Genomic DNA, 23,089 nt, shown 5'->3' with positions numbered 1-23,089 from the left:
CTTGGGGAATGAAAGAAGGTTTAAAAAAGTGTCAGACTTCTGTCAATGTCGGCATTCAGGTTCTCCGACATCGCCGATTGTGCTGCGTCAGATTTCCAGGATATAGTCGAGGATTCCGGCATTTTTGCCCTTTGGCCGGGTCACGAGCAGTGGGAGGCTGTCGTTGAACTGGATCAGGCGCTCCGCCATGCTGCCGATGAACAGGGCCGTCGCTGCGGTGCGGCCTTTGGCTCCGATGATGATCGCGTCTGCTTCGATCTCCATCGCCTTGGCCACGATCTCCTGCACGGGATCGTCGTCATCGTCCTTGGTGTAGATCGGGGTGATCTTGATGCCCTTGGTGTCGATCTTACGGATGAACTTCCGGTAGTTGATTTCGGCGTGCATTTTCATGATCTCGGTAAACTCCTCGTAGCTTTTGCCGGTAAAATGGTAGCCTGTAGGCACGGTAAATACATTTTGGCAGACGATCTCCGCCTGTCCACCGTGCCTGGCAGCGATCATGATCGCTTCTTCGAGGGCATCTTTGGAGTAGTCCGAAAAATCACTGGGAACCAACAGTTTGGATATCCTTGGCTTGGAGCCCTCGGGCACGATAAGCAGGGAGCAGCTGGCCCGGCGCGCGAGTCTCTGCGAAGCTACTCCGGTCCCGGGAAGCTCGACTTTTCTGCCGATCAGGATCATGTCGGCGGATTTTTCCTCAGCCAGCTTCAGCACTTTTTTGGAAAGATTGCCCTCCTTCACCACATAACTGATGGCCAGTCCCTTGATCTCCGGCAAGTACTCGTTCACCATCTTTTCCATGGCTTCCTTGCGCTCGTTGATCATGTTTTCGATCAGGTTGGGAAATTCCTCCAGTACCTCCTTGGGGATCGAGAGATTCTTGATCACGTTGGTGAAGTAGATCTTCTTGGTCTGATTGACTTTGGCGATGAATGCGGCGTGCTCGATCAGGGTTTGATCCAGGGGAGTTTGATCGAGGCAAACAATCAATTTCTTAATCAGGTACATAGTAGCCGAGGATTTGCGGTGCAAAGTTATTTGAAGACCTATAATCTATCGAGAAATTCGCAAAATAAAATTCCGATTTTGATAAGTGGGCGCTTAAATTCCTCATCCTGACCGGATTCAAAATGTTTCGGGGGGAAATAAAATTTGGGGGTCTTTTTTTTCGGCGGCAATCGCGGGGAATTGCCGGCCATGGATTGCCTATTTCTTGGGTGGATTGGCCAACCCATCCGATTTGATCCCGTATATTTGTGGTGTCCGGGCCGCCGACTTGTTCAAACTTCACAATTTAATTACAATTACGAGTGAAGCCCTCTCCAAAAACAGGCCTCATCCCGATAGCTATCGGGACCTCGCACAAAACGCAGGATAACAGTGGAAGTTTGCGGATTTCAGGCAGCTCAAATCTTGTCAGTACGGAGGTTTGTAACACTCTAAGGCCCGGACTTTTTTAACCTCGCCCTGATCCACTGCCACTCTTCCCTGCCGAGTCCCAGCAGCCAGGACATTCCCAAGAAAATCCCCAAAACCAAAATCGACTTTACCGCCATCAGCAAAACGGGGTGGAGAAAGTCTGTCTGCATAAACATCAGGCCAAACGCCGGCAGACCCGCCAGCAGGATTTTTCCCGTTTCGGCGCTGAAGGGAGAGAGGTCCATGCGCACGTTGAGGTAGAGGTATTTCACCAGATTGAAGGAAAGCATCACCGCTGCGGAGCCTATGGCCGCGCCTTCTATCCCAAAGACCGGAATCAGCCAATAGTTGATCGCGATGATCAGCAGGCTCATCGCGATGGTGAGCGAAAGGTTGAAGCGGTAATAGTTGGAGAAGACCAGGATCTCCCCGTTGACCGAGAAGGCGACGTCGAAGATTTTTCCCAACGCAATATAGAAGACGACCCACTTGCCAGCTTGGTAGATTTCCCGATTGGGCACAAAATGGTAGATGCTGTCGATGTTGCACCAGATCAAGGCAAACAGCAGCAGACAGATGTAGAGCTGGCGGTTGGAGATCTGCCGGTACAGGCGGTTGATGGCCGAAAGTTCGTTTTTTGCAAAATGCTCGGCGATCACGGGCATGGCCACTTGGGAGATGGCCCTCCGCGGCAGCTCCACCACCAGCGCCATGTAGAAGGCGATGGAGTAGATGGCGTTGGCCTCCAAGCTCACCATGGAGCTGACCATGATGCTGTCGATCTTCATGATCAGGGTGGATGCGGCTGTCGCCAAAAAAGTGACCAGGCTGAAGCGGACGAAAGAGGAGCGGAAGCCTTTGGGAAAGCTTTTCCAGTTGAAGTCCACCTGGATTTTTCCCAGCCAAGCCAAATAGCCCCATACTCCAAAAAACGCCAGCCCATACACCACGACGAGTCCCTGCATCACCTGCCCAAAGCTGATCCAGTCCAGCAGGTACACGGCCACCAGGACAGAAGTCAGCAACCTCAGGAATACCTCCCGGAAAAAGGTCGGCACGGCGACTTTGAGGTAAGACCTGCCGTAGGCGTCCAGGACACTGCTGAGCAGCGCAAAGAGCGTGATCAACAGGACGATTCCCAGAAAGTTGATCACCTCCGGTGAGTTGGCGGCAAACAAGCCGACTACCTGGTCTTGCAGCCCAAAGAAGATAGCAGAGACCGCGATGAACCCAAAAAGGGAGAACGTGAGGCTGTAGAAAAGAAAAGCGGATTGGTTTTGCTCGAGCTGGGGGAAGAAGCGGGTGATGCCGTGGCCCACACCCAGCTGGGCAAAGGGTACGAAGAGCAGCCCGAGGTCCTGTATGGTCCGAAAGGTGCCCAACTCGGTGGCGTCCAGCGCAAAGGGGTAGAGCCAGAGGACATTGATGTAGCCCAATACTACGCCCAGGTAGGAAAAAACGGTGGTTTGGATGCTTTGCTGGGCGATCTTACTCATGGTCGAAAAGTAGAAAAAAACCGGGAATCCATGGGGATTCCCGGTTTTTTAGGGCTTGGCACACTTGTCACAGCCCGGCTGCTTCTTGGACTTGAGGAAATATTTTCTCCCCAAGAAGACCAAGGCTCCAAGCACCAACAAACCGACGCCAATTTCCTGCCACATGCTTAAGATAGGATTTGGTAAGTGATCAGCGCGCCGACATAGGCCAGCACGCTCATGTAAAGGGTCTGGATCAAAGGCCATTTCCAGCCTTTGGTCTCCCGCTTCACCACGGCCACGGTGCTCATGCACTGCATGGCGAATGCGTAAAATACCATCAACGAAAAGGAGGTGGCCAGATTGAAGGTCTTTTCCCCCGTGTTGGCGTTGATTTGCTGGGCAAGCTTCTCACGGATGGTGAGCTCATCCTCCAGGTCCCCGCCTATGCTGTAGATCGTGGCCATGGTGGACACGAACACCTCTCGCGCGGCAAAGGAAGTGATGAGCGCGATGCCGATCTTCCAGTCGTAGCCCAAGGGGCGGATCGCGGGCTCTATGGCTCTTCCCATGATTCCGATGAAGGAGTTTTCCAAAAGCAGGGAGCTCGTCTCCGCTTCTATCAAGGCGATCTGCTCCTCATCGCTCACGTTTTCCAGACGGGCCTCGCCTTCTTGGCGGATTTGGTCCATGGTAGCGGGTGGGCCATAGGACGCAAGTACCCACAGCACGATGGAAATGGCCAAAATGACCTTACCCGCTTCCATCACAAAGGTCTTGGACTTTTCAAACATCGTGATGCCCACATCTCCCCAGCGAGGAATGCGGTAGGGCGGAAGCTCGGAGAGAAGAAAACTCTTTTCGGAGGTTTTCAGGATAAACTTCAACACGAAGGCTGTCCCAAATACGCCGACGATTCCCAACAGATACAGTCCCAGCAGGGCCAGGGCCTGTAGGTTGATGAATCCCAAAACCACCTCGTCGGGGACGGTGAGTCCGATCAGGATGATGTACACGGGGAGTCGGGCCGAGCAGCTCATCAGCGGGGTGATCAGGATGGTGATCATCTTCTCCTTCCAGTTGGAGATGTTTCTTGCCGCCATCACGCCGGGGATGGCGCAGGCGACTCCGGAGACGAGTGGGACGATGCTTTTGCCATGCAGGCCAAAAGGCCTCATCCATCGGTCCATCAGGAATACCACCCGGGACATGTAGCCGGTGTCCTCCAAGATGGCCAGGAAGCCAAACAGCAGTGCGATCTGGGGAATGAAGATCACCACCCCACCGACGCCGGGAATCACCCCCTCCGAGAGCAGGCGCGTGAGCGGCCCGTCAGGCAAAGCCGAGGACGCCCAGCCGCTGATGTCGGCAAAGAGTCCGTCTATCAGATCCATGGGGTAGGAGGCCCAGGTGAAAATCGTCTGGAATATCAGCAGGAGGATGCCCAGGAAGACCGCATAGCCCAGTATGGGATGCAAGAAGACCTTGTCCAGGTTGGACTTGGGCTTGGGTTCGGTTTTTTTGGTGAGCGCTTTGGTGACGATCTCGGTGATCTTCTTGTAGCGGATCTTGGTCTCCTCGAGTTGGGCTTCCTCCAGGTCAAAATCGGCCGATTGGGCCAGGTTTTCGAGCCAGGCTCGGTTTTCGGCAGAGACGGCCTTGTCCCGGGTGCCAAAGCGGATCATCTGATAGGCCTGGTAGTGGTTTTCCAGTGCAAAGCGCTCTTTGACCTGAGCCAGCATCTCTACCGGCACCACCTGCTGGATGTCGATGAAGTTGGGAGCCTTGCTGAAGTTGCGCTGGCTGATCAGGTTTTTGACCTCCTCCAGTCCCTTTTGGTTTCGGGCATCGGTGGAGAGGATGGGCACGCCCAGCGCTCTGAAGAGCTCGTAGGACTTGATGTCGATGTTGTTCTTCAGGGCCAAGTCGGCCATGTTGAGGATGATAGCCAGATTCACCCCCAGGTCGATCAGCTGGGAGGCGAGAAACAATCCCCTGGAAAGCTGGGAGGAGTCGATGACCATGAGCACATGGTCGGGACGGGTCTCCAGCTGGGTATGGTTCAGCACCCGATGGGCGATGATTTCGTCTTCGGAGTTGGGGAAAAGGCTGTGCGTCCCAGGAAGGTCGAGGATCTCAAAGCTCTCGCCGTTGATCTGGACAGAGCCGGTTTTTTTGTCCACGGTGACGCCTGGATAGTTTCCGATTTTCTGGTTGAGGCCGGTCAGGTAGTTGAAGATCGTGGACTTGCCGACATTCGGGTTGCCCACCAGAGCAATCCTCGAGGTGAGGGTCTTTTGAGAAAGGGTAGTTTCGGCCATGAATTAAATCTGTTCGACGCGGATCAGGGCAGCTTCGGATTTTCGAAGCGCCAGGAGAGTTTCGTCCATTCGGAAAGCCATGGGGCCGCCCGAGGGAGCCAGGTGCTGGAGCGTGATCTTTTTGCCCGGCAGGAAGCCCAGTTCCATCAGGTTGATCTTGAGTGGGGAAGGCAATATCTCTAAAATTTTTCCGGATTTGTTGAGCGGAAGGGTGTCAGCTGTCATGGATCAAATTCTCCTTTCGGCAAAAATAGGATTATTTGGAATGAATCTAAGGAAAAAAAGAAGATTTTCCCCGCCAAAGAATCCATCCAACGACTCCAAAGCGGGCGGAGGGGTACAACTGGCCCCCGCCTGCTCGATACGCGGATGCTTTTCGGCGCCTTTTTGGGCAAGGACTGCGGAATAAGAACGGTCGGATTTATGTTGTTTTTCGAATATCGGTTTGCATATATCCCGTGCATACCTATTTCTTTTTTCCTAAAGCGGACTTAAGAGTAATGTTTTCAAGAAAATAGCGCCTGGTTTCGCTGGCCTTTCCAGGCAAAATTGGTTAGATTGAATCCTCTATTTTTCAATTTTCAATCGATTTCGAAGCGGGTTTTTCTTGGGGCTAGGCAATCAAACGGCAATTGCGAAATAGTTTTTTCAACCCTCAATTTTTTACCAGATGGAAAAAGACCAGTTAAGTGCTTTACTCGCTGAAGTGTTCGGGCACCTTCAGCTCAGCGACGCCCAGGATGCCAAGCTTTGGGAAGAGGGTCTGCCTCTTTTTGCCCGAAGCCTGCTCCTGTCCAAAGACCTCACGGTCAAGTCCGAGTCTTTCAGCTTTGAGCGCTCACAGCTGTTTGCTAAGGAGCGGATCAAACCCTCCCAGATGGAGAAGATCCGCGAAGTCGTGGAAAAGGTGCAGGTGGAGGAGGCAACTCTGAAGGCCGAGGAGAAAAAGACCGTGGCGACCAAAGCGGCCACAGGAGTGGAACTGAGGCCTTTTGTGAGGGAGGTGCCGGTGAGGACTACCCAAATCAAAACCAGCGTCCCTGCCTGGGCGGCCGGTGCGAAGGTGGAAAAGACCGTTGGCCCCCTGCTCAGGGAAGACGGCCGCCTGGTGTTGATCGATTTTTATAAGGTCGTCAAGCTACTGGGCCTCTACCAGCAAAACAGCGCCTTGCCCGTGATCCTCTTCCAGGCCGAATTCCAGACCAAGCTGGTCAAGCCAGTCAACAGCCCGCCCGTGGAAGTGACCAAAGAATACAAAGTCGTAGCGGGAAGCGTCTGGATACGGGCCGATATGCTCGCCGCAAATGCGCCTAACAACCGCTATGCAGGGCTCAAGGTAAGCTCTGGGACGATTCAGTTGAGCCAGAATCCCGTCCTGCAAAACGAAAAGCTGGTTTTGGGCGCGCAGACAGGCGTGCAGGTTTCCCTGGATCTTGCCCAGCCGGATCCGATCGCCGAACCCAAAAAGAAACATGGAAAGGACGGTTTGGCGGCAGTGGTGAAGACTCCGTCGAAGTTTGCCTTTTCCTTCACAGGGGCGACGAAGGCCCAGATCGCCTTGGTAGGCGAGGGGGCTGCGGAGCTCTATGCCCAAAAGTTTGCTTTTCAACAGAAAAATGCCGCTCCGAGCTACCACGCCCAGATCAGCCGCCTGCTGATTCCCATGGCGAGCAGCCAGCAGGAAGTCAAGCCTGCCAAACAGCGCAGTCCGCTCATGGAGCTCTCGGAAAGTGCTCCGCTCAAAGGGGCCTATTGGGCCATCCCTGCCGCGGAGCTAGATGTGGACAACCCACTGGAAGTGGCGGGATCGGGGGGATTTATGCTGGAGGGAAAAACCGGACTGAAGTGCAGCTGGAAAGGCCTACAGGCCAAAAACCTGAGACTTTTGGCGCCGATCTTCCTGGTCGATCCGGGAAGGATAGGGATCACGGATCTGCTCGCCGAGGGGGAGGGGGCGTTTCAGGAATTTGCCCACTGGAAGGACGGACAAAATGAGCATGGCACCAGCTTGAGCGTTTTTCTGGGCAAGAAGACCTCTTTTCTCTACAACTCCCTCGCTGAGGGAATCGAGCTCCTCGTCGCCTCCGCCAATGCGGTGCACTATGTAGATCGGCCTGTGATGGTCAATGGCCTGCCCGTAGGCGTGAAGACCAAGGACAGCCTCCTGATCCTGGCGGGTACGGAGGCCAAGAATATCCTTTACCTCATCGACGACAACATCCTCTGGGACAACAAACTACCCAATGACAAGGTGCCGAAGTTCAAAAGTCTTGCGCTGGCACTGGAAAACGCGCTCTTCACCGTGACACCGGTCAATGGCGCGATGGTTTTTGGGGAATGTACGGAGGACTGGACGAGGATCATCCGAAGCGAAACGATCTTGGTATTTGGGCTGCTGGGCTACCTGCCCACGCTGCCGGACCCTTACTTGGCCAATATTTCCTATCTGAAAAGGCTTCAAAGGGGAGAGGGAAATCGGGGATTTGAAGGGATAATCACCTGGCTGGTTTGCCAGATTTCACAGAAGCCCGTGGATGAAAAGCCGGACAGTGTAAAGGTAGGCTTCCATTTTGGCAACGAGGCCGCCGGGCAGCAAGGTCAGGGGGCTAGTTTGGGCGTGTCAGGAGGGCTGCAAGCCAGCGCGGTCAGCGGTACCGCCAGCGTGACCGCCAAAGCTGCGACCACCGCCACGGTAGCCGCCTCGACTTCCTCTGCCAACAGAATCAGCAAGCAGGAACCGCTGCCGCCCTATGAGCAGCACTTGGTGCCCCATGTGCAAAAGTACCAGAATGAATTTTTTGCCCTGCTCGATGTCAGTTCCAACGCCAACCAAATGGGAGTCAGCTTGGGCACTCCCTTTTTCCGGAGAGTTCGTACCGGAGTAGCCGTGGGAACGGCCGAAAACGAGGCGCATATCGAGCAAACTTCGAATCAGCTTTTTGGGGTAAAAGGCATGGAAGTGGTGGTGGCAGGCTCGGCGGCGAGGCTTTTTATGCTGCCCCAGGTCGCGTGGGAGCCGGTGTACAACTTGACACCTCCGGGACAAAATGTCCTGGGAGACCCCCAGTTGCTTTTCAACTATTATCCCAACGATGGCGGGCCGACGCGCATCGCCAACTATCACGCCGGGCTGGTTCCCCTCGCGCCGATACCACTGGTGGACTACACCCTGGAGCAATACAAAAACCAGAAAACGCCAGTGGATGCGCTGTTTACGCTCCCCTTTGGGTTGAGGGCTTTGGCAGAGCTTTCCCATGACGAGCCTCGGGAGTCCGAGAAGCCCGAGCTCAACCTGGTCGAGCCGAGCTTCCCCAACGACATGGTGGGCGGCATTCAGATCCGTGCGATCGCAAAAGACTACGGCAAGGACGCCATGCAGGGAGCCGGGCCGGACAGTCCCATGTTTAAGGGGTTTACGGTGCAGCTGGCCAACATACTCGGTATGAACGGACAGCCGACCAATACCAGCACCTTGGGGAGAAGCGTCACCAAGATTTTCAACGGGGAGTTTTTCACAAATGAATCCACGCCACATATCCTCAAAAAACGCGGCGTCCCCCTCTCGAAGATCGATTTTTCCGGCTACGGAGCGAGTACCTTCAGCAACTGGCTGAGTCCCCGCGCGGCCATTGCAGAGACCAGTCAGGCGAGGTTTGACATCATGCTGGGTCGGACTGGGCACGAGGTGATCCAGGTGAAAAGCATTCTTTATCCCTGGGGCATCCGGGTGGTGAGGACGATCACATTGTTCAGGACAGGTTCTGGCTACGTGTTTCGCACGGACAGCGGCTGGCAGGCCGAGTCGGACGGGCTTTTTGACTTCCGCTACAAATACATCGACAAAAGCCTCCCTACCCAAGGGGTGGATGAATCGGGCAACACAATCTATCATACGGTGACCGTGGAGCCCTACGAGCTACACACCGGTGCGATCAGGGGGCTGTTTGACGTGACCAATATCCAAGAAGATGGAAGTATCGCCGAGTACAATGTCCCCAAGGCGATTTCTGTCCCGATTGGGGAAAATTACGTGGACGAGTTTGGGGAGTGGGTGAAAAACACCTCCGGCGAGGTGGTGACCAAAGACGTGATTTTGGCTCCGGTCTGGTTTGACGCAAACATCAAAATCGATAACCTGGTCCAGGGACACAAGGGAGGCATGACCCCCTCAAAGAAAATCCTCGGCTATGTACAGCTGGCGCCGCAGGGAATCACGATTCCCAAAGCCCACTTCAAGGCGCTCTTGGACTTGCAGGGCGGACAGATCGGAGGGGACATTGACTGTGTCATGAACCTGAACAATTCCGGGCAGATGATGCGGATCACCCGCTTTGACATCTCCGCTTCGGTGAAGAAAAACAACGATCTGACCGACCCGATTTTTGTTGCCGCAGCTCGGGGAAGTGTGCTGCTGCCCAAGGACGGCAGCTGGTCTATGGTCCAGCACGAGACCGGCACCGGGGAAGTGACCCAGCTTCCTACCTACGTGCCCGTGCCGGTAGTGAGGGAAGGGGCATGGAAGGAAGGCAATGTCCTGCCGGCAGCCGTGCAAACCGGCAAGCTGCTGCGACTCGCACATCCCATGGAGATCCTCAGAAACCCCGTTGCGGCAACGATGAATTTTGGCCTGCTTCAGACCACGGCCACCCAAAAGGCGCTTTTCCTGACGCCGAGCTTTGAGTTTAACAAAAAGAAGCTGCTCAGCAAGACGCCCCCGGCTTTTGCGGATGCCTACCGCCTGATGGACAGCAGCAGTATTTTTCCCAACATCGGCGACGGATATACCAACTTGGGCAAGGCTGTGGCCCTGCTGTCGGGCGTGGATGCCAACGGCAACGCCATCGATGCCTTCAAGACCAGTGGGATCCTCGACGGAGACCGGCAGGTCTTTGAACTGATGGAGCTGGCGGTAAAGGAGCAGGCAGGGGAAGTGATAGACCGAGGCTTCAAGCTGTTGACCGGGGAGGCCAATGACTTGCTCAACAAGGCGATTGCCTTCGATGTGCCGAGTTTCGAACCGCTCTATCTGGTGAATATGGACGCGCTGAAGATCTATATCGAATACAAAGCCAAAGAGACCAAGCCGCAGAATACGCCCTACATCGATTCGAAGCTGAATTTTGATGTGGACTCTTTTGCCAATGACCTCAAGGACACTTGGAAAAGCAGGCTGAACAATGTCGGCATGGTGGTGGACTTAGGTTCCTTTGAGCGGCTGATGACGATCAAGGGGAACTTTGATGCCCAAAAAGGCAAGGAGTCGGGCTACGAAGGCGGGACTGACACCCCCACCAAGCTCGACGGCATTCCCACCCCGGAGATAGAATTTAGCGACGCGCTCCAGCCGGTGATCGACCTGCTCCAGCTGCTCGCTTCCATGTCCACAGGCAACTATGCGGAGGTCTTGAAAAAAGGCCTCAAGATCGCCATGAGCAATGCGGGTGAGATTTGGGAGTACAAATTTGAGGCTACCAAGGAGATCCCGCTGGTAAGATTCCCTCCGGTGAAGGAGGCCTATGAGTCGCCACAGTGTCCACTGCGGTTGGAAGCCGGGCTGGCGCTCGGAGTCTATTTCAATGCCGCGCTGAAAGTCACTACCGACCCGACCCAACTTTTGCCCACGGCGGGGGGCTTTATCCAGTTCAAAGGCGGGCTGGAGGTGATGTGCGTCACTGTGGGTGGAGCGACGGTGTATGCCATCGGTGCCGTGGAGCTGAAGATCGCCTGCGATACGAAGGTCGGGCCAAACCTGACCATGAAGTTTGGCTTTGGGGCTTCGATCTCCGTGGGCTTGCCGGTGATCGGCAATGTAAGCGTCACCTTCATGGTCGGCTGCGAGATCTACGCCTCTGCCGAGAAGATTTCCGTGACCGCCTTTATGATGTTCAAAGGACATGCGAGCTTGGTGGGCGGACTGGTGAGTGTGACGATCTATATCGAAGCCAGCGGCACCGTGACGAGGATACCCGCACAGGACAAGACCGATTGCACGGCATCTGTCACGTTTGGCCTGGATATCAGCATTGCCTTTATCATCAACATCAGCTTTGAAGAGACCTGGCAGGAACAGCGCCAAATCGCCTGATTTTTTTCCTTTAATCCTTTTGAAATGGAACCAAGAAGAATCCTAACCCTCATGACCTTTCCGCAGCGACTGACTGCGAATGTGTTGACTGTCAATATTGTCGTGGTGCCGCGAAATAGCGATCCCTTTGCCGCATGGCCTACCGGTCTGGCAAGTCCTGCCCAAGTGCCGGGATTTGCCAACTTACAGCCCAAATTTAAGCTGGCGGTGGTCAAGGGCACCGATGACTTTCCCCTGAGCAATGCCACGGCGGCAAGCCGAAAGCCTATCCTCGTGGACGTGAATGAAGTCCCTGCGGCAAACAAGGCGGCGCTGCTCCAGCAGATTTCGGGGACCTTCACGGTCACGGACAATACGGACAAAATGCCCGATCCCGTTCCCTTGGCACAAGCCGGGAAGCGCGGGATCAAAAAATACCTTCCGCTTTCCTACCGAAACCGGTTTAATTTCACCCAGCCCCGCCATCCCAATGCGGTCACGGACGACTCCTACCACTGTGCAGTCCGAGACAAGGTGGAGGTCATCCAGAACTACTCTCCCAAAAACAACGTGAGTTGGGGAAAGGTCTTCGCCAATATCCTGCGTCAGCCCCTGCTGGCGAAAGCCTGCGGAATGATCTACGAGGTGCAGCTGGAAGTGCAGCCGGATTGGTTTGAAAACGGCGGCTACCTCTACGCAGATATCGTGGGTAGTGACTACGAACTGGCTCAAAATGGACTTTTGGAAAAGGCCGATGGTCCACTGGTCAAGCGCTATGCGTCCAAGATCCCCGAGCTGGTGATCGGGGAGGACAGGCCGGTCTTTGCCCCGGTGCTTTTTCCAGTCCTTTATCAAAAATCCACCGAGCTGACCGAACCCATACCTGTGGGGCCTTGGGATGAGCTGTTTTTGGAAGCCCATCTGTATAGCGACGGGTTTGCCAAGATCGTTCATGCCAACCAGGCCGAAAGTGGAAACCTGCTGGAGGAAAAGCCGGACGGGCTGCCTCCCCAGTCGGACTCCGGGATTCGAATGGGCTGGGACGACGAGCAGATCCTGGTGTGGTACCTGCGGCAGATTCTCGAAAATCCCGGAGACGCCCCCGGCTCCAACAAGCGACTGGATGCGCCTCTGGGTGTGATGGGCTATCATATCGACGTGCAGCAAGCCTCGCCCGGAGCACAGTGGGAAAGCCTCAACGTGATCCAGGTGAATGGAGGACAGGGCGGCTTGGCGGCTAGCTTTGCCAACCAGAGCGCAGAGCTGCCCTACCAGGTCTATCCGACCAAGATCGCCGGGCCAAAAAGCGATGGGTATTGGCTGCCGATGTACTATGCCTATTGGATTGGGAAAAGCCTCTCTACCGAAGACCGGGATGCCCTCGAAATCTACAAGAATGACCAGGTCAACGGCAAGCGCCAAAATGAGCCACAAGATGGAATAGTGGCGCCAAACAATACCTTGGTACCGGGAGCAATCCAGACGCAGCTCCGCTACGGAAATACCTACCGATTCCGTATCCGTTTGGCCGATATCTCGGGGGGTGGTCCGAGCTTAGCTGATGAGCCCCTCAATCCAGCTCCAAGTCCCGATACCTCGGTTTCGTTTAAGCGCTTTGTCAACCCCGGCATGCTTCGGATAGAAAAGCCCCTGGAATACACGACCCACAAGGTAGACTTCTTTAATTCCCTGGATCCGGGCGACACGGAGTTTGGAGACAATGTGGTGCTGGAGATCGAGCGGCCTCTGCTGGAGTATCCGGCGGTGGTCTTTACAGACAAGTACCAGCTGGCAGGGCAGGATCCGATTGCGATGCTGAAGGCTCTGTCTTTTGGGCCTACCGGGCTGAAGCCGGCCCTCCCTGATCCCGATGTTCAAAAGATCAAGATCCTGGTGGAGGTCAAGTCCCTCCGGATGGATACCCAGCTCAGCCGCTCCGGCCGGGACAGCTACATCCCGCTGTATTCTCGGGAATGGGATTTTCCAGAGGATTTTGCGGGGAAGATCAGCATGCCGATCACGTTCCTAGACGTACCCGTGCTCAATCTCGGAGAGGCGGCCGACCCCTTTCTCTCCAAAAAACTTGAGTTCGACCAATTGTCCGAAAATTCCCTCGTGCTTCCCACGGGTCGTGAGGTGAGGGTTTCGCTAAGGGCTGTGGCTTCTTCGGATCAGCCCGAAGAGGTCTATTTTGGGATTATCGACAGCGACGAGGACAAGGACAGCCGTTTCGGGAAGGTGCAGCAGCTTATGTTTTACAAGGAGACGACCGACGAGGAAGCGTTGCTTTTGCCCTACAAAAATATCCCAGAGCTCCAGGCCCTTTACCTCAAGCCCGACCCGATTCCCACCGCGAAGCAGATCACCTTGGGGGCGAGATTGCGAAAAAGATCCGAATACGATCAGCCCGATGTGGTGAAGCGCCTGGCAGATTCCCTGGGGCTGGCCTCGAAGGGTTTGACCCTGATGGCCAAAAAAGGGGAACGCGTGGCATTTGGCTGCAGCGCCAGAATTCGCCATACGCTCGCCCCGGACGGAAGCAGCATCACCTTTGCCACCAAGGCCGACCTGTATTACCACTGGGTCACCTGCCTCAGCTATCAGCTCAACCGGGACTGGAGCTGGGACGGTCACCAGGATGTGGCTTTTGTCATCCAGCGAAAACACCGTTTCAGAAGAGAACCCAAAAAAGAAGTACGCATCAACGAGTACCTCGACGACATCGAGCTCAAGCACACCGTGTCCTTTGAGGCCCTGCAGCCCGACAACTTTGACGATGTCAACCGGGACTATACGAGGATCATCTACATCGACGCACTCGAACCCAAAAACGAACGCACACAGCCCGCATCGTCCCAGCTTCGTCTTCCCGACGAGCTGTGGGCCGAGTACACGCTGGTGCCAAAAATGAAAAAAGGCCATGCCGATCCGGGTTCAATCACAACGGATCTCCTCAAGCTGCCGACCGTGCTGAACCCCGCACAGACACCGAAGGTCGTCAGTGTAGGCTTGGCTTTTTCCCCCTATGAAAGAACGGAGGACTACAGCCAGTCAGAGGCCAGGAGGCGCTTTCTCTGGGTGGAGTTTGAAGAGGCTATCCAAAACCCGGATGACACCTACTTCTGCCGCATGCTCGCCAATGCGCCAGACCAACTGATTTCCAACAACGATTTTGACCTCTTTGAGACACCGGAGGAGGCCTCCCTCAGCTTGGATCCCGAGGTGATCCGACGGATCATTCCGGGACAGAGCGATGACAAGTCGGGCATAGACGCCATGCAGATGATGGTCAAATCCACCGACAGCGACAAGCACTACCTGTTGCCGATACCTCCGGGCATGCATCCGGAAAGCCCAGAGATGTTCGGGTTTTTCACCTACGAATTTCGGGTAGGGCACGCGCACTTCATAGACCGGGAGGCGGAAGACGAGGAGCTGGAGTCGCAGACATTTACCAGCGTTCAGGATTTTGAGGTGATCGGGGGCACGCCCAAAGGTAATCTGTGGTCTACCGCCCAGGGCCGCTTTGGAAGAGAGCAGCGCGTGACGGGAATGCAGCATCCGGTGCCGACCCTGCTTTGCTCGCTCAACAGAAACGAGAACCACATGTACGTCTCGGCGCCTTTTGCCAAGGCGGTGTTCAAGGGCAAAAACGTCACCTCCAAGCCTCCGCGCACCAGTCTCTGGACGCTGCTCTATGCGCAAGTACACCAAGCGGACGGACTGGACTATCGAAATATCCTCCTTGCCGAGCGCAGGATGAGCGTGGACGTGCAGGTAAATACCGATCCCAAAAAGCTCAAGGAAATCAACCAGCTCAGGGAGACGACTTACTTCCAACCCGCGCTGCCAGACTACCAAAAGGGTATTTTCAAAGTTACCCCCCAACTCTCCAAGGCAACGCTGTTGGCCTATCTGAAGGAAACCCACCCCGTGGGTACGGCGGTGTTTACCTCCCAAGAGATCGCCGGATACCTGATCGACCTCGGTCTTCCCGAGGACAGTCCCCTGAGTGTGCTGGTCGTGGAGGTCTTTGGCAATATCACCAACATCGCCGAGCACCTCAATCTACAGAGAGCCCGGGCAGCCGACGACCAAGCAACTGTCGCCATGGCAGAGGCCCGCAAGTCGGTGCGGACTCCGGGGGCTGCCCCCGCGCCCGACCGGGTAGTGCTGGGTGATCATCTCGGCCATTTCCGGATCCTGCGGACATCACCCCTTACCAAGGTACCTTTTGTTTGTTGCCCTACCTGCGAGTAAGTTGCTGAACCCTCCCTATGTAAATGCCCAGCCAAATGGCTGGGTATTTTTGATTGGGTATGTACTGGCCCGGAAAAACTGCCCGCCCTAATGATACGCTCTGTCGCAAGGTTTCTGAAAAAAAATAGTCGTTCGTATAATGGATGGGTAGTTTAGTTTGTTTGGATTCTTTATATTAGAAATCAGCTATTTAAACTTACTATGAAGAAAATCCCGTTGCTTTTTGTCGTGTGGAGCCTGATTGCCTTTTCCTGTCAGGAAGAGGCCGAACCGGAGACGGTTTTTGGCAGGTATGTGGTCCAGTCCATTGTGGCCGATCAGGCTATGGACATTTCCGGAGGAGGGGTCTCAGCCGTGGATCTTTTGTCGCAGTTTGAGTCTATGAGGATCTGGCCGCAGAGCATTTTTGTGTCACTCTACAGTCCACAGGAATTTAATGTGGGCTATTCCCAAGTGGTGTTTACAATCCCGTTCCAATCCGAAGAAGATCCCAAGCTGGGTTTCGGAAATGGCAGTTTCGGAAGACGGGCCGATATCTCAGCCGATGGGCGAATGTCCCTCGACTGGTCTTTGGCGCCTGATTTTGACCAGCCGGATCAGTTGCACCAAAGTATCAGAGTGGAGGGAGTCCGGCTTTTGGAAAATGCGGAGAAGGAACTGGAGGTAGTGTTGCAGCAGACTTTTTTTGACCAAGGAACTCGGGAATGGGTGGATGCGCGAGTGACCTACAAGCTTCAGCTGGAGAAGGGGACTTGAGAGGTTCCGGTTTTGGCTTGTTCCGATAGGCTACTTCCCAAACAATGCCATAAAAAAGAAGCCAGTGGTGACACTGGCTTCTTTGCGTTAAGTTTGAGAAATCAGGCTTCCTCGGCTTCCACTACTTCGAGTGGTCTAGTGGAGATTTTTGCTTCGCCGACCTGGAAGTCGTCGATCACGATGGCTACTTCCTGCTGGAAGGTCGAGTCCGTACCCACCAGCCTGAAGGTATAGATCGCGTCTAGCCGGACTTTTTTTGGAGTCATGAAGAGCTTGGCTTCTCCGACAGCGTGCGGGGGAATTCTTACCGCGACCGACTTGCTGAAGGTGCTGGCTTCGCTCACCGTCTCTTCCTCCCCGATGGTGAAGGTGTTTTCGAGCGTTTTGCTGATGCTGGTTTCCATCTCGGCTGAGATCGGGCCCTTTTCGACCCCCACGCTGGCCGTGGTGGTGACAGTGATGCCGATCAGCGTCGAATTGCTCCAGCTTCGTGTGGTGGATTTGGTGATTTCCCTCTCCAGAGTCAGCGTGTTGACCTGCTCGATACTGCTGTGGTTGACGGTGGAGTCGGAGAGTCCGATGGTGTTTCCGTCTGGCAGGGCCACCTCGTTGATGTATTCGATGTTGATCAGCTCCAAGTCGGGCCGGATGATCTGCACGCTGGAGATTTTGTCGTTGAACCCAAAATGCCCCAGGTTGCTGTATTCGCCCGGGCCAAACTCACGATGGGCGCCTCGCAGCCCACTGTCTGCGTAGAGGATCACACGGGCGCCGTGGGGGACTTTCATCGAGGAGATGCTGTCGTTTTTGAAAAAGGGAAAATTGTAGTCCGCGCTGGCGCCCAAGCCGGCGAGGTTTTGCTGGAAGCCACCGAAATTGGCATGTTCAAAAAAGCTCACCATGGGATAGAGCTCGGCATCGTGCTCGAAGATCTCCATCGAACTGATCTGGTCATTCCACTGATGGACAAAGGAATAATCGCCCCCAAACAAGACCAGACGAGGTCCCCGGAAGCCGGAGTCCTTGTAGAAGTAGGCGAAAAAGCCAGGCTCGACCTTGATCGAGCTGATCTGGTCGTTTCCGATGGGGATGGTGGCGTAGTTGCCTTTTTTCAAAGTCATGGCGGTGCCACCGAAGTTTGCGTGTTTAAAAATAGATACGGACATGATGGATAGAATTTTGGTGTGAACTGGAAAAAAACCGACTGCAGAGCGACCAAAATGAGTGCTGCCGGCAGCGGCTGAGCCAAGTCCTGACGCCCTCTTAAAAATCTTCCCGGGAAAGGGTATCAAAACTTCGACTATACAAAGGTATGGGCTATAAATGGCTCATATCTAACAGTTTCACGACAAGTCTTGGCACTTTTGCGACAAGCCAAAAAGACGCTTACAGCCACTCCTTAAGCCTTGATCCAAGCCAGTAGAGCTATCAGCGCCAATGAAAAAAAGCCAAGCTGCAATCCTGCCAGGATCAGGTGCTTTTTCTTCAGGACAAAGTCTTTCTTTACTTCCAAAGAAAGGATGAGGTTGAAAATGATGGAGGTCAAGACCGTCAGTACAAAAAGTGAGATGGCGGTGAAGAGCCAAAACGACAGGGGGGCGGATTTGTCCGGCCGAACGTCCCGCAGCACGACGATGCAGCCTGTGGCTGCCGAAAAGTTGACCCCCACCATCCACTTGCTCCAGTTGATCAGTTCCTTGGGGATTTCTTGGTTGGTTTCCATGTAGAGTCTCATTGATGCCATGGAAGTTATCTAGAGAATTGTCAGGGCTATGGCATTTTCCCGACAGATATCATCACTATTGCGACGAATCTGAGCACTCAGTACTGGGAGATGAGGGAGGAGGGGCTGATGCCAAATTCCTTTTTGAAACACTTCGAGAAGTAGGAGGGATTGGAAAAGCCCGTGAGGAAGGCGATTTCCGACACGACGTACTTTTGCGAAAGCAGGAGCTCTTTGGCGCGATGTAGCCGGACAGAGGAGATCAGCTGGCTGGGTGACTTGTTGCTCACCGCCTTGAGCTTTCGCTGGAGCTGCCTTCCGCTCATGGACAGCTCGTCGGCCAGCATATTCAGCCCAAACTGCTCGTTGTCCAGGTGGGTATGGATGCACTGGATCACACCCTCGAGAAAGGACTCGCTCCACGAGGTGCCATGTTGGCTGCTTCCAGTAGCCGAAGCAATGCCGTCGGTCACTCGGAAGAGCGCCTGAGGCTGCCAGTTTGTAGTTTTTAGCGTGTGGAGGGAGGGGGAGATGGTCAGGCCCGTTCCGGCGAGGAGGTGTTTCGCCGTTTGGGTGATCAATAGTTGTCCGGGGAGCCCTTGTTCCCACATCGCGTCCGTCCATGCTTGCGCTTCTCCCCAGTTGGCTACCGGCTCCTCCGAAGCGGTCTCCAGCATGTGGATGCAGATGGCCAATCCTCGCTGTGGGTTCGTCGCCAAGTCCATCAGTTCCAGGCCGCAGTGCACCGCTTTGCTCGGTCCTTCAAAGGTAGCAACCAGCCTTTCCTCATCGAGGTGGGACAGCTTTCCCCTGAACTTGGAGATGGCCTGGCGGAAGCTGCCTTCCGGACTGCTTGTCGGGTTCTCGCGGCGGATTTTTGCGACGAGTACCGCAGTGAGCCGCTTGTCGCCGTGCGGATGGACTTGGTTTTGGAGAATAAAAGCCTTCATGCAGTCCAGGACTTCCTGACTGTCTCCGGCCCAAAAAAGATGGTCGCTTCCTTCCATCTCCACGAGTGTTGAGTCCGGGATCTTTTCGGAAATGAAGCGGCCTTCCTCGATTTTGACGTCGATGTCCTGCCTGCGCTGCATAATCAGCGTCGGCACGCGGACCATTCCCAGGATGTCGACGATATCCACGAGGGTGTTCATCCGGGTTAAGACCATCGCGGCGCTGGGACTGGCTCCCGAGCGGAAGTACTGGGCCAGCCAATCCATAAATTGCGTGTCATCGGCCCGTGAGGGTGCCAGGGTCTCCAGCTCCATGTCGCCGCTTCCCCAGCTGTTTTCGATCATGTCATAGACTTTTTGTCGCTGCTGGTCTGTGGGAGCCCAGGGATAGTCCGGGGAATACCGTCTCTTGGCAAAAATCCCAAAGGCAATCAGGGAGATGGTACGCTGGGGATAGGTGGCCGCAAACAGTGCAGACACCGAGCCTCCCTCGGAGTGACCGAATAGGATGGACTTTTCCGAACCCACGGCATCCATCACCGCACGCAGGTCGTCCATCCGCTCCTCCAGGGTGGAGAGCTCGCTGATGCGGTCTGAGAGGCCGGTACCCCTTTTGTCAAATAGGATGACCCGGCAGATCTTGCCAAGCTCTTTGAGAAAATAGGAAAGCGAAGGGCAGGCCCACATCAGGTCGATGTTGGAGACCCAGCCTGGGATATAGACCAAGTCGATGGAGCCGGTGCCAAAGACCTGGTAGGCAATGTTGATGCTGCCGCTTTTCGCATAGCGCGTGGCTGGTTTCATGAATAGCTATCAAAAAGATGGAAAAAATAGGACAGGGCTTGGCCACAAGTTACCCAAAACTAAGGTTGCATGTGGTTGGTTTCCGGATTTTATAGCGTTGTGCTGGAAAAAAATGGGGGAATACGACTAGGGAAATCGAAGATCATCTAGCCTTAAAACGAATAAAACCGACCTGGCTAGGTCGGTTTTATTCGTTTTGGGTGCTTCCCTTAGCTTTTCTTTTTGGCTCCGAAGCGCCCTTTTTTCTTTCCGGCGTCCGGTTGGGATTCGATGATCTCCAGTGTCTCGGCGTAGGAGAGCTGCTCGGCTTCCTTGCCCTTCGGGATCTTGTAGTTGGTCTTGCCAAACTTGATGTAAGGTCCCCAGCGGCCGTTTAGGATCTGGATTTCCGGATTTTCGTCGAAGGTTTTGATGTGCTTTTTGGCATCTGCCTCACGCTTGTTTTGGATGAGGATGATGGCTTCCTCCTCGGTGATGGACATGGGATCCTGTCCTTTTTCCAAAGAGTAGAAAGCGCTGTCGTGGCGGATGTAGGGGCCAAATCGACCAATAGCGGCCGTCATCTTTTTGTCCTCAAAGAAGCCGACTTCACGAGGCAGCTTGAAGAGCTCCAAGGCATCTTCCATGCTGATGTTTTCGATGAATTGGCCTTTTTTCAGGCTGGCGTATTGCTTGTCCTCGTCCTCGTTTTCGCCGATCTGCACCAGTGGCCCAAAACGGCCCAGGCGCGCATAGACGTTTCTGCCCGAAGTAGGATGCTGTCCGATCAGTCGGCTGGAGTTGACGTCCTGGCGGGATACCTGCTCGGTCTCTTCGACGCTTTTGTGGAATTTGCCATAGAAGGCATCGATCATGTCCTCCCATACCTGCCCTCCTGAGGCGATGTCGTCAAATTCCTTTTCTACCCTGGCGGTGAAATGGAAGTCGATCACATTGGGGAAGTGCTCCACCAGGAAGTCGTTGACCACCATGGCCGTGTTGGTAGGGAAGAGTTTGTTCTTTTCGGCCCCTGTGTTTTCGGTTTTGGTGACATCTTTGAACTGCCCGTTGGCGATCTTCATCTCCACGTAGTTTCTCGGAGTGCCGTCTCGGGCCTCTTTGACCACATAGTCGCGCTTCTGGATCGTAGAGATGGTAGGCGCGTAGGTGGAAGGTCGGCCGATGCCGAGTTCTTCGAGCTTTTTCACCAGCGAAGCTTCCGTGTAGCGTGGAGCAGGTCGGCTGAAGGTCTCTCGGCCTTTCATCTCCTGCAGGTTCAGGCCCTGTCCTATGGACATAGGGGGCAGGAGGGACTTGCCGCCGTCTTCGTCCTCCTCTGGCTCGTCGTCGGTATCCTCCAGATAGACCTTGAGGAATCCGTCAAACTTGATCACTTCACCGGTAGCTACCAGGTTGAGCGGTGAGTTGGAGACCGCAATGGTGATGGTGGTTTTCTCCAGTTCCGCATCGGCCATTTGGGAGGCGATGGCTCGCTTCCAGATCAGTTCGTAGAGGCGCTGCTCGTTTCGCTCACCTGAGACTTGGCTTTGGGAAAAGTCCGTGGGACGGATCGCTTCGTGGGCTTCTTGGGCGCTTTCGTTTTTGGTTGTAAACTGTCTGGATTTATGGTAATTGGCTCCATAAGAATTCTCGATGGCGCTTTTCGCCGCGGCCATCGCGTCTTGGGAGAGGTTGGTGCTGTCGGTACGCATATAGGTGATCTTACCGGCTTCATACAACTTCTGCGCGACGGACATGGTCTGGGCCACGGAAAAGTACAGCTTTCGCGAAGCTTCCTGCTGCAGGGTAGAGGTGGTAAATGGCGCTGCCGGAGATTTCTTGGTCGGTTTTTTCTCCAGGTTGGCTACGGAGAAGTCGGCCTGAAGGCAATTTTTCAGGAAGTCTTCGGCCTCCTGTTTGGTTTCGAATTTCTTTGGCAGCTCGGCTTGGAAAGTTTTGCCTTCCACTTCAAAGATCGCCGTGATGCGGAAGGAAGACTTGGCCTTGTGCGCCTCGATCTCACGCTCGCGCTCGACGATCAGACGAACGGCCACGGATTGAACGCGACCCGCGGAGAGGCCGGTTTTGATCTTTTTCCACAGAATGGGAGAAAGCTCAAAACCTACCAAGCGGTCCAGGATTCGCCGGGCCTGCTGGGCATTGACCAGGTCATAGTCTATACCGCGCGGGTTTTCTATGGCTTTGGTGATGGCGTTTTTGGTGATCTCGCGGAAAACGATGCGCTTGGTATGTGTTTCGTCCAGTTTGAGGACTTCCTTCAAATGCCAGGAAATGGCTTCTCCCTCCCGGTCATCGTCACTCGCGAGGTACACCGTCTCGGCGTCCTTGGCAAATGATTTCAGGTTTTTGATCACCTCTTTCTTGTCGGCGGTGACCTCGTAGGTGGGTTTGAAGCGGTTTTTGATATCTATAGCTTTATCGCCTTTGGGGAGATCCCGTACGTGGCCGTAGCTGGAGACTACCTTGAAGTCCTTGCCCAGGTAGCCTTCGATGGTCTTGGCCTTGGCGGGGGATTCGACGATGACTAGATTTTTTGACATAGAGAAAAGGGAATTTAGCCGTCGGTCCGGCCGATATTGAAATGCTAAAAATAGAGGGCCTAGTCTTTCCGTCCAAATATTTAAAAATTGAGGCGCTTGGGTTTGGATGGATTTTTGATGTTTAGCTCGCTGGATTTCTGGCAAAAAACGATTTCGAAATGAAACATTTGATACTCTTGAGACATGGCGAGGCTGGCTTTTCGGACGGGGTGGATTTTCAGCGCCAGCTGACCCCCAATGGCAAGGACAGCCTGAATCGCTTGGGCGAGACGCTTCAGTCGGGTGGACTGAAGGTGGATTTTTTGCACTGCTCGGCGGCCACCCGGACGATGGAGACGGCTGAAATCATCAGGAAATATGTGCCCATAGAAGAAGTCGAATACACCCGCGACATCTATGAAGGCCACTTGGATGCCTTGATCGGCTTGCTGGAGCATACACCCAAGCAGGCCGATTCCTGCATGCTGATCGGCCACAACCCGACCATCAGCCTGCTGCTGTCGCACCTGACCCACGAGAGCTATCTGGGACTAAAGCCCGGCATGATGGCCCTCATCGAGCTGCAGATCACCGAGTGGTCTATGATCGGGCTGGGGACGGGAGTCTTGAAGGAAGTGCTGCAGTGATCAGTTTTGGCAGTTTTCAGTTGGCAGTGATCAGTAAGCTGGCGCAGTAGACCGTGGGCAGGTAAGTAGTAAACAGTAAATTGTGAGTGGTGTTATTACTTATAACTCACTACTAACCGCTTACAAATTAATACCTTACGTTAGAATA

Annotated in this window: 12 protein-coding genes; 4 read left to right on the top strand and 8 right to left on the bottom strand. The window is 54.5% G+C overall.

The genetic code is table 11. The features are described from left to right. Window positions 1–87: 87 nt before the first annotated feature. The 4 genes from J0A68_RS21790 to J0A68_RS21775 form a co-directional block, all read right to left on the bottom strand. The gene (locus J0A68_RS21790; RefSeq protein ID WP_206580375.1) at window positions 88–1,011 is read right to left on the bottom strand and encodes a universal stress protein; all 924 of its coding nucleotides are present in this window, start codon (window positions 1,009–1,011) and stop codon (window positions 88–90) included. Between the two features lie 431 nt (window positions 1,012–1,442). Beyond that, on the bottom strand, window positions 1,443–2,918 hold the full coding sequence (locus J0A68_RS21785) for a lipopolysaccharide biosynthesis protein (protein WP_206580374.1): 1,476 nt from the start codon (window positions 2,916–2,918) through the stop codon (window positions 1,443–1,445). Window positions 2,919–3,085: 167 nt separating this feature from the next. Next, window positions 3,086–5,218 carry a ferrous iron transport protein B gene (gene feoB, locus J0A68_RS21780; RefSeq protein ID WP_206580373.1) on the bottom strand — a complete coding sequence of 711 codons (2,133 nt, stop codon included), beginning with the start codon at window positions 5,216–5,218 and terminating at the stop codon, window positions 3,086–3,088. Between the two features lie 3 nt (window positions 5,219–5,221). Next, a complete protein-coding gene (locus J0A68_RS21775) occupies window positions 5,222–5,443 on the bottom strand; it encodes a FeoA family protein (protein WP_206580372.1) in 222 nt (73 codons plus the stop codon). 445 nt (window positions 5,444–5,888) lie between these two features. Between J0A68_RS21775 and J0A68_RS21770 the strand changes: the two genes are divergently transcribed. The 3 genes from J0A68_RS21770 to J0A68_RS21760 all read left to right on the top strand — a co-directional run bounded on the left by J0A68_RS21770 (window position 5,889) and on the right by J0A68_RS21760 (window position 16,298). Further along, on the top strand, window positions 5,889–11,303 hold the full coding sequence (locus J0A68_RS21770) for a hypothetical protein (RefSeq protein WP_206580371.1): 5,415 nt from the start codon (window positions 5,889–5,891) through the stop codon (window positions 11,301–11,303). 24 nt (window positions 11,304–11,327) lie between these two features. Next, on the top strand, window positions 11,328–15,542 hold the full coding sequence (locus J0A68_RS21765; RefSeq protein WP_206580370.1) for a hypothetical protein: 4,215 nt from the start codon (window positions 11,328–11,330) through the stop codon (window positions 15,540–15,542). 201 nt (window positions 15,543–15,743) lie between these two features. Then, window positions 15,744–16,298: a hypothetical protein gene (locus tag J0A68_RS21760; protein ID WP_206580369.1), complete on the top strand. Its 555-nt coding sequence runs from the start codon at window positions 15,744–15,746 to the stop codon at window positions 16,296–16,298. A gap of 101 nt (window positions 16,299–16,399) precedes the next feature. Here the strand turns inward: J0A68_RS21760 and J0A68_RS21755 are convergent, their stop codons facing one another. From J0A68_RS21755 to topA, 4 genes are all read right to left on the bottom strand, one after another. Beyond that, the gene (locus tag J0A68_RS21755) at window positions 16,400–17,464 is read right to left on the bottom strand and encodes a beta/gamma crystallin-related protein (RefSeq protein WP_206580368.1); all 1,065 of its coding nucleotides are present in this window, start codon (window positions 17,462–17,464) and stop codon (window positions 16,400–16,402) included. A gap of 233 nt (window positions 17,465–17,697) precedes the next feature. After that, entirely contained in the window at window positions 17,698–18,042 is a 345-nt protein-coding gene (locus tag J0A68_RS21750; RefSeq protein ID WP_206580367.1) for a hypothetical protein, read from the bottom strand. Between the two features lie 77 nt (window positions 18,043–18,119). Next, entirely contained in the window at window positions 18,120–19,775 is a 1,656-nt protein-coding gene (locus tag J0A68_RS21745; protein WP_206580366.1) for an alpha/beta fold hydrolase, read from the bottom strand. Window positions 19,776–19,984: 209 nt separating this feature from the next. After that, window positions 19,985–22,315 (bottom strand): type I DNA topoisomerase, encoded by a 2,331-nt coding sequence (gene topA, locus J0A68_RS21740; protein WP_206580365.1) that lies wholly within the window; start codon window positions 22,313–22,315, stop codon window positions 19,985–19,987. A 158-nt stretch (window positions 22,316–22,473) separates the two neighbouring features. Between topA and J0A68_RS21735 the strand changes: the two genes are divergently transcribed. Next, window positions 22,474–22,941 (top strand): SixA phosphatase family protein, encoded by a 468-nt coding sequence (locus tag J0A68_RS21735; protein WP_206580364.1) that lies wholly within the window; start codon window positions 22,474–22,476, stop codon window positions 22,939–22,941. Window positions 22,942–23,089 lie beyond the last annotated feature (148 nt).

Origin of the sequence: Algoriphagus oliviformis (genome assembly GCF_017254915.1) — a bacterium.
Taxonomy (GTDB): Bacteria; Bacteroidota; Bacteroidia; order Cytophagales; family Cyclobacteriaceae; genus Algoriphagus; species Algoriphagus oliviformis.
Note: the sequence above shows the minus strand (reverse complement) of the source record. Positions and strands in the feature narration are given on the sequence as shown.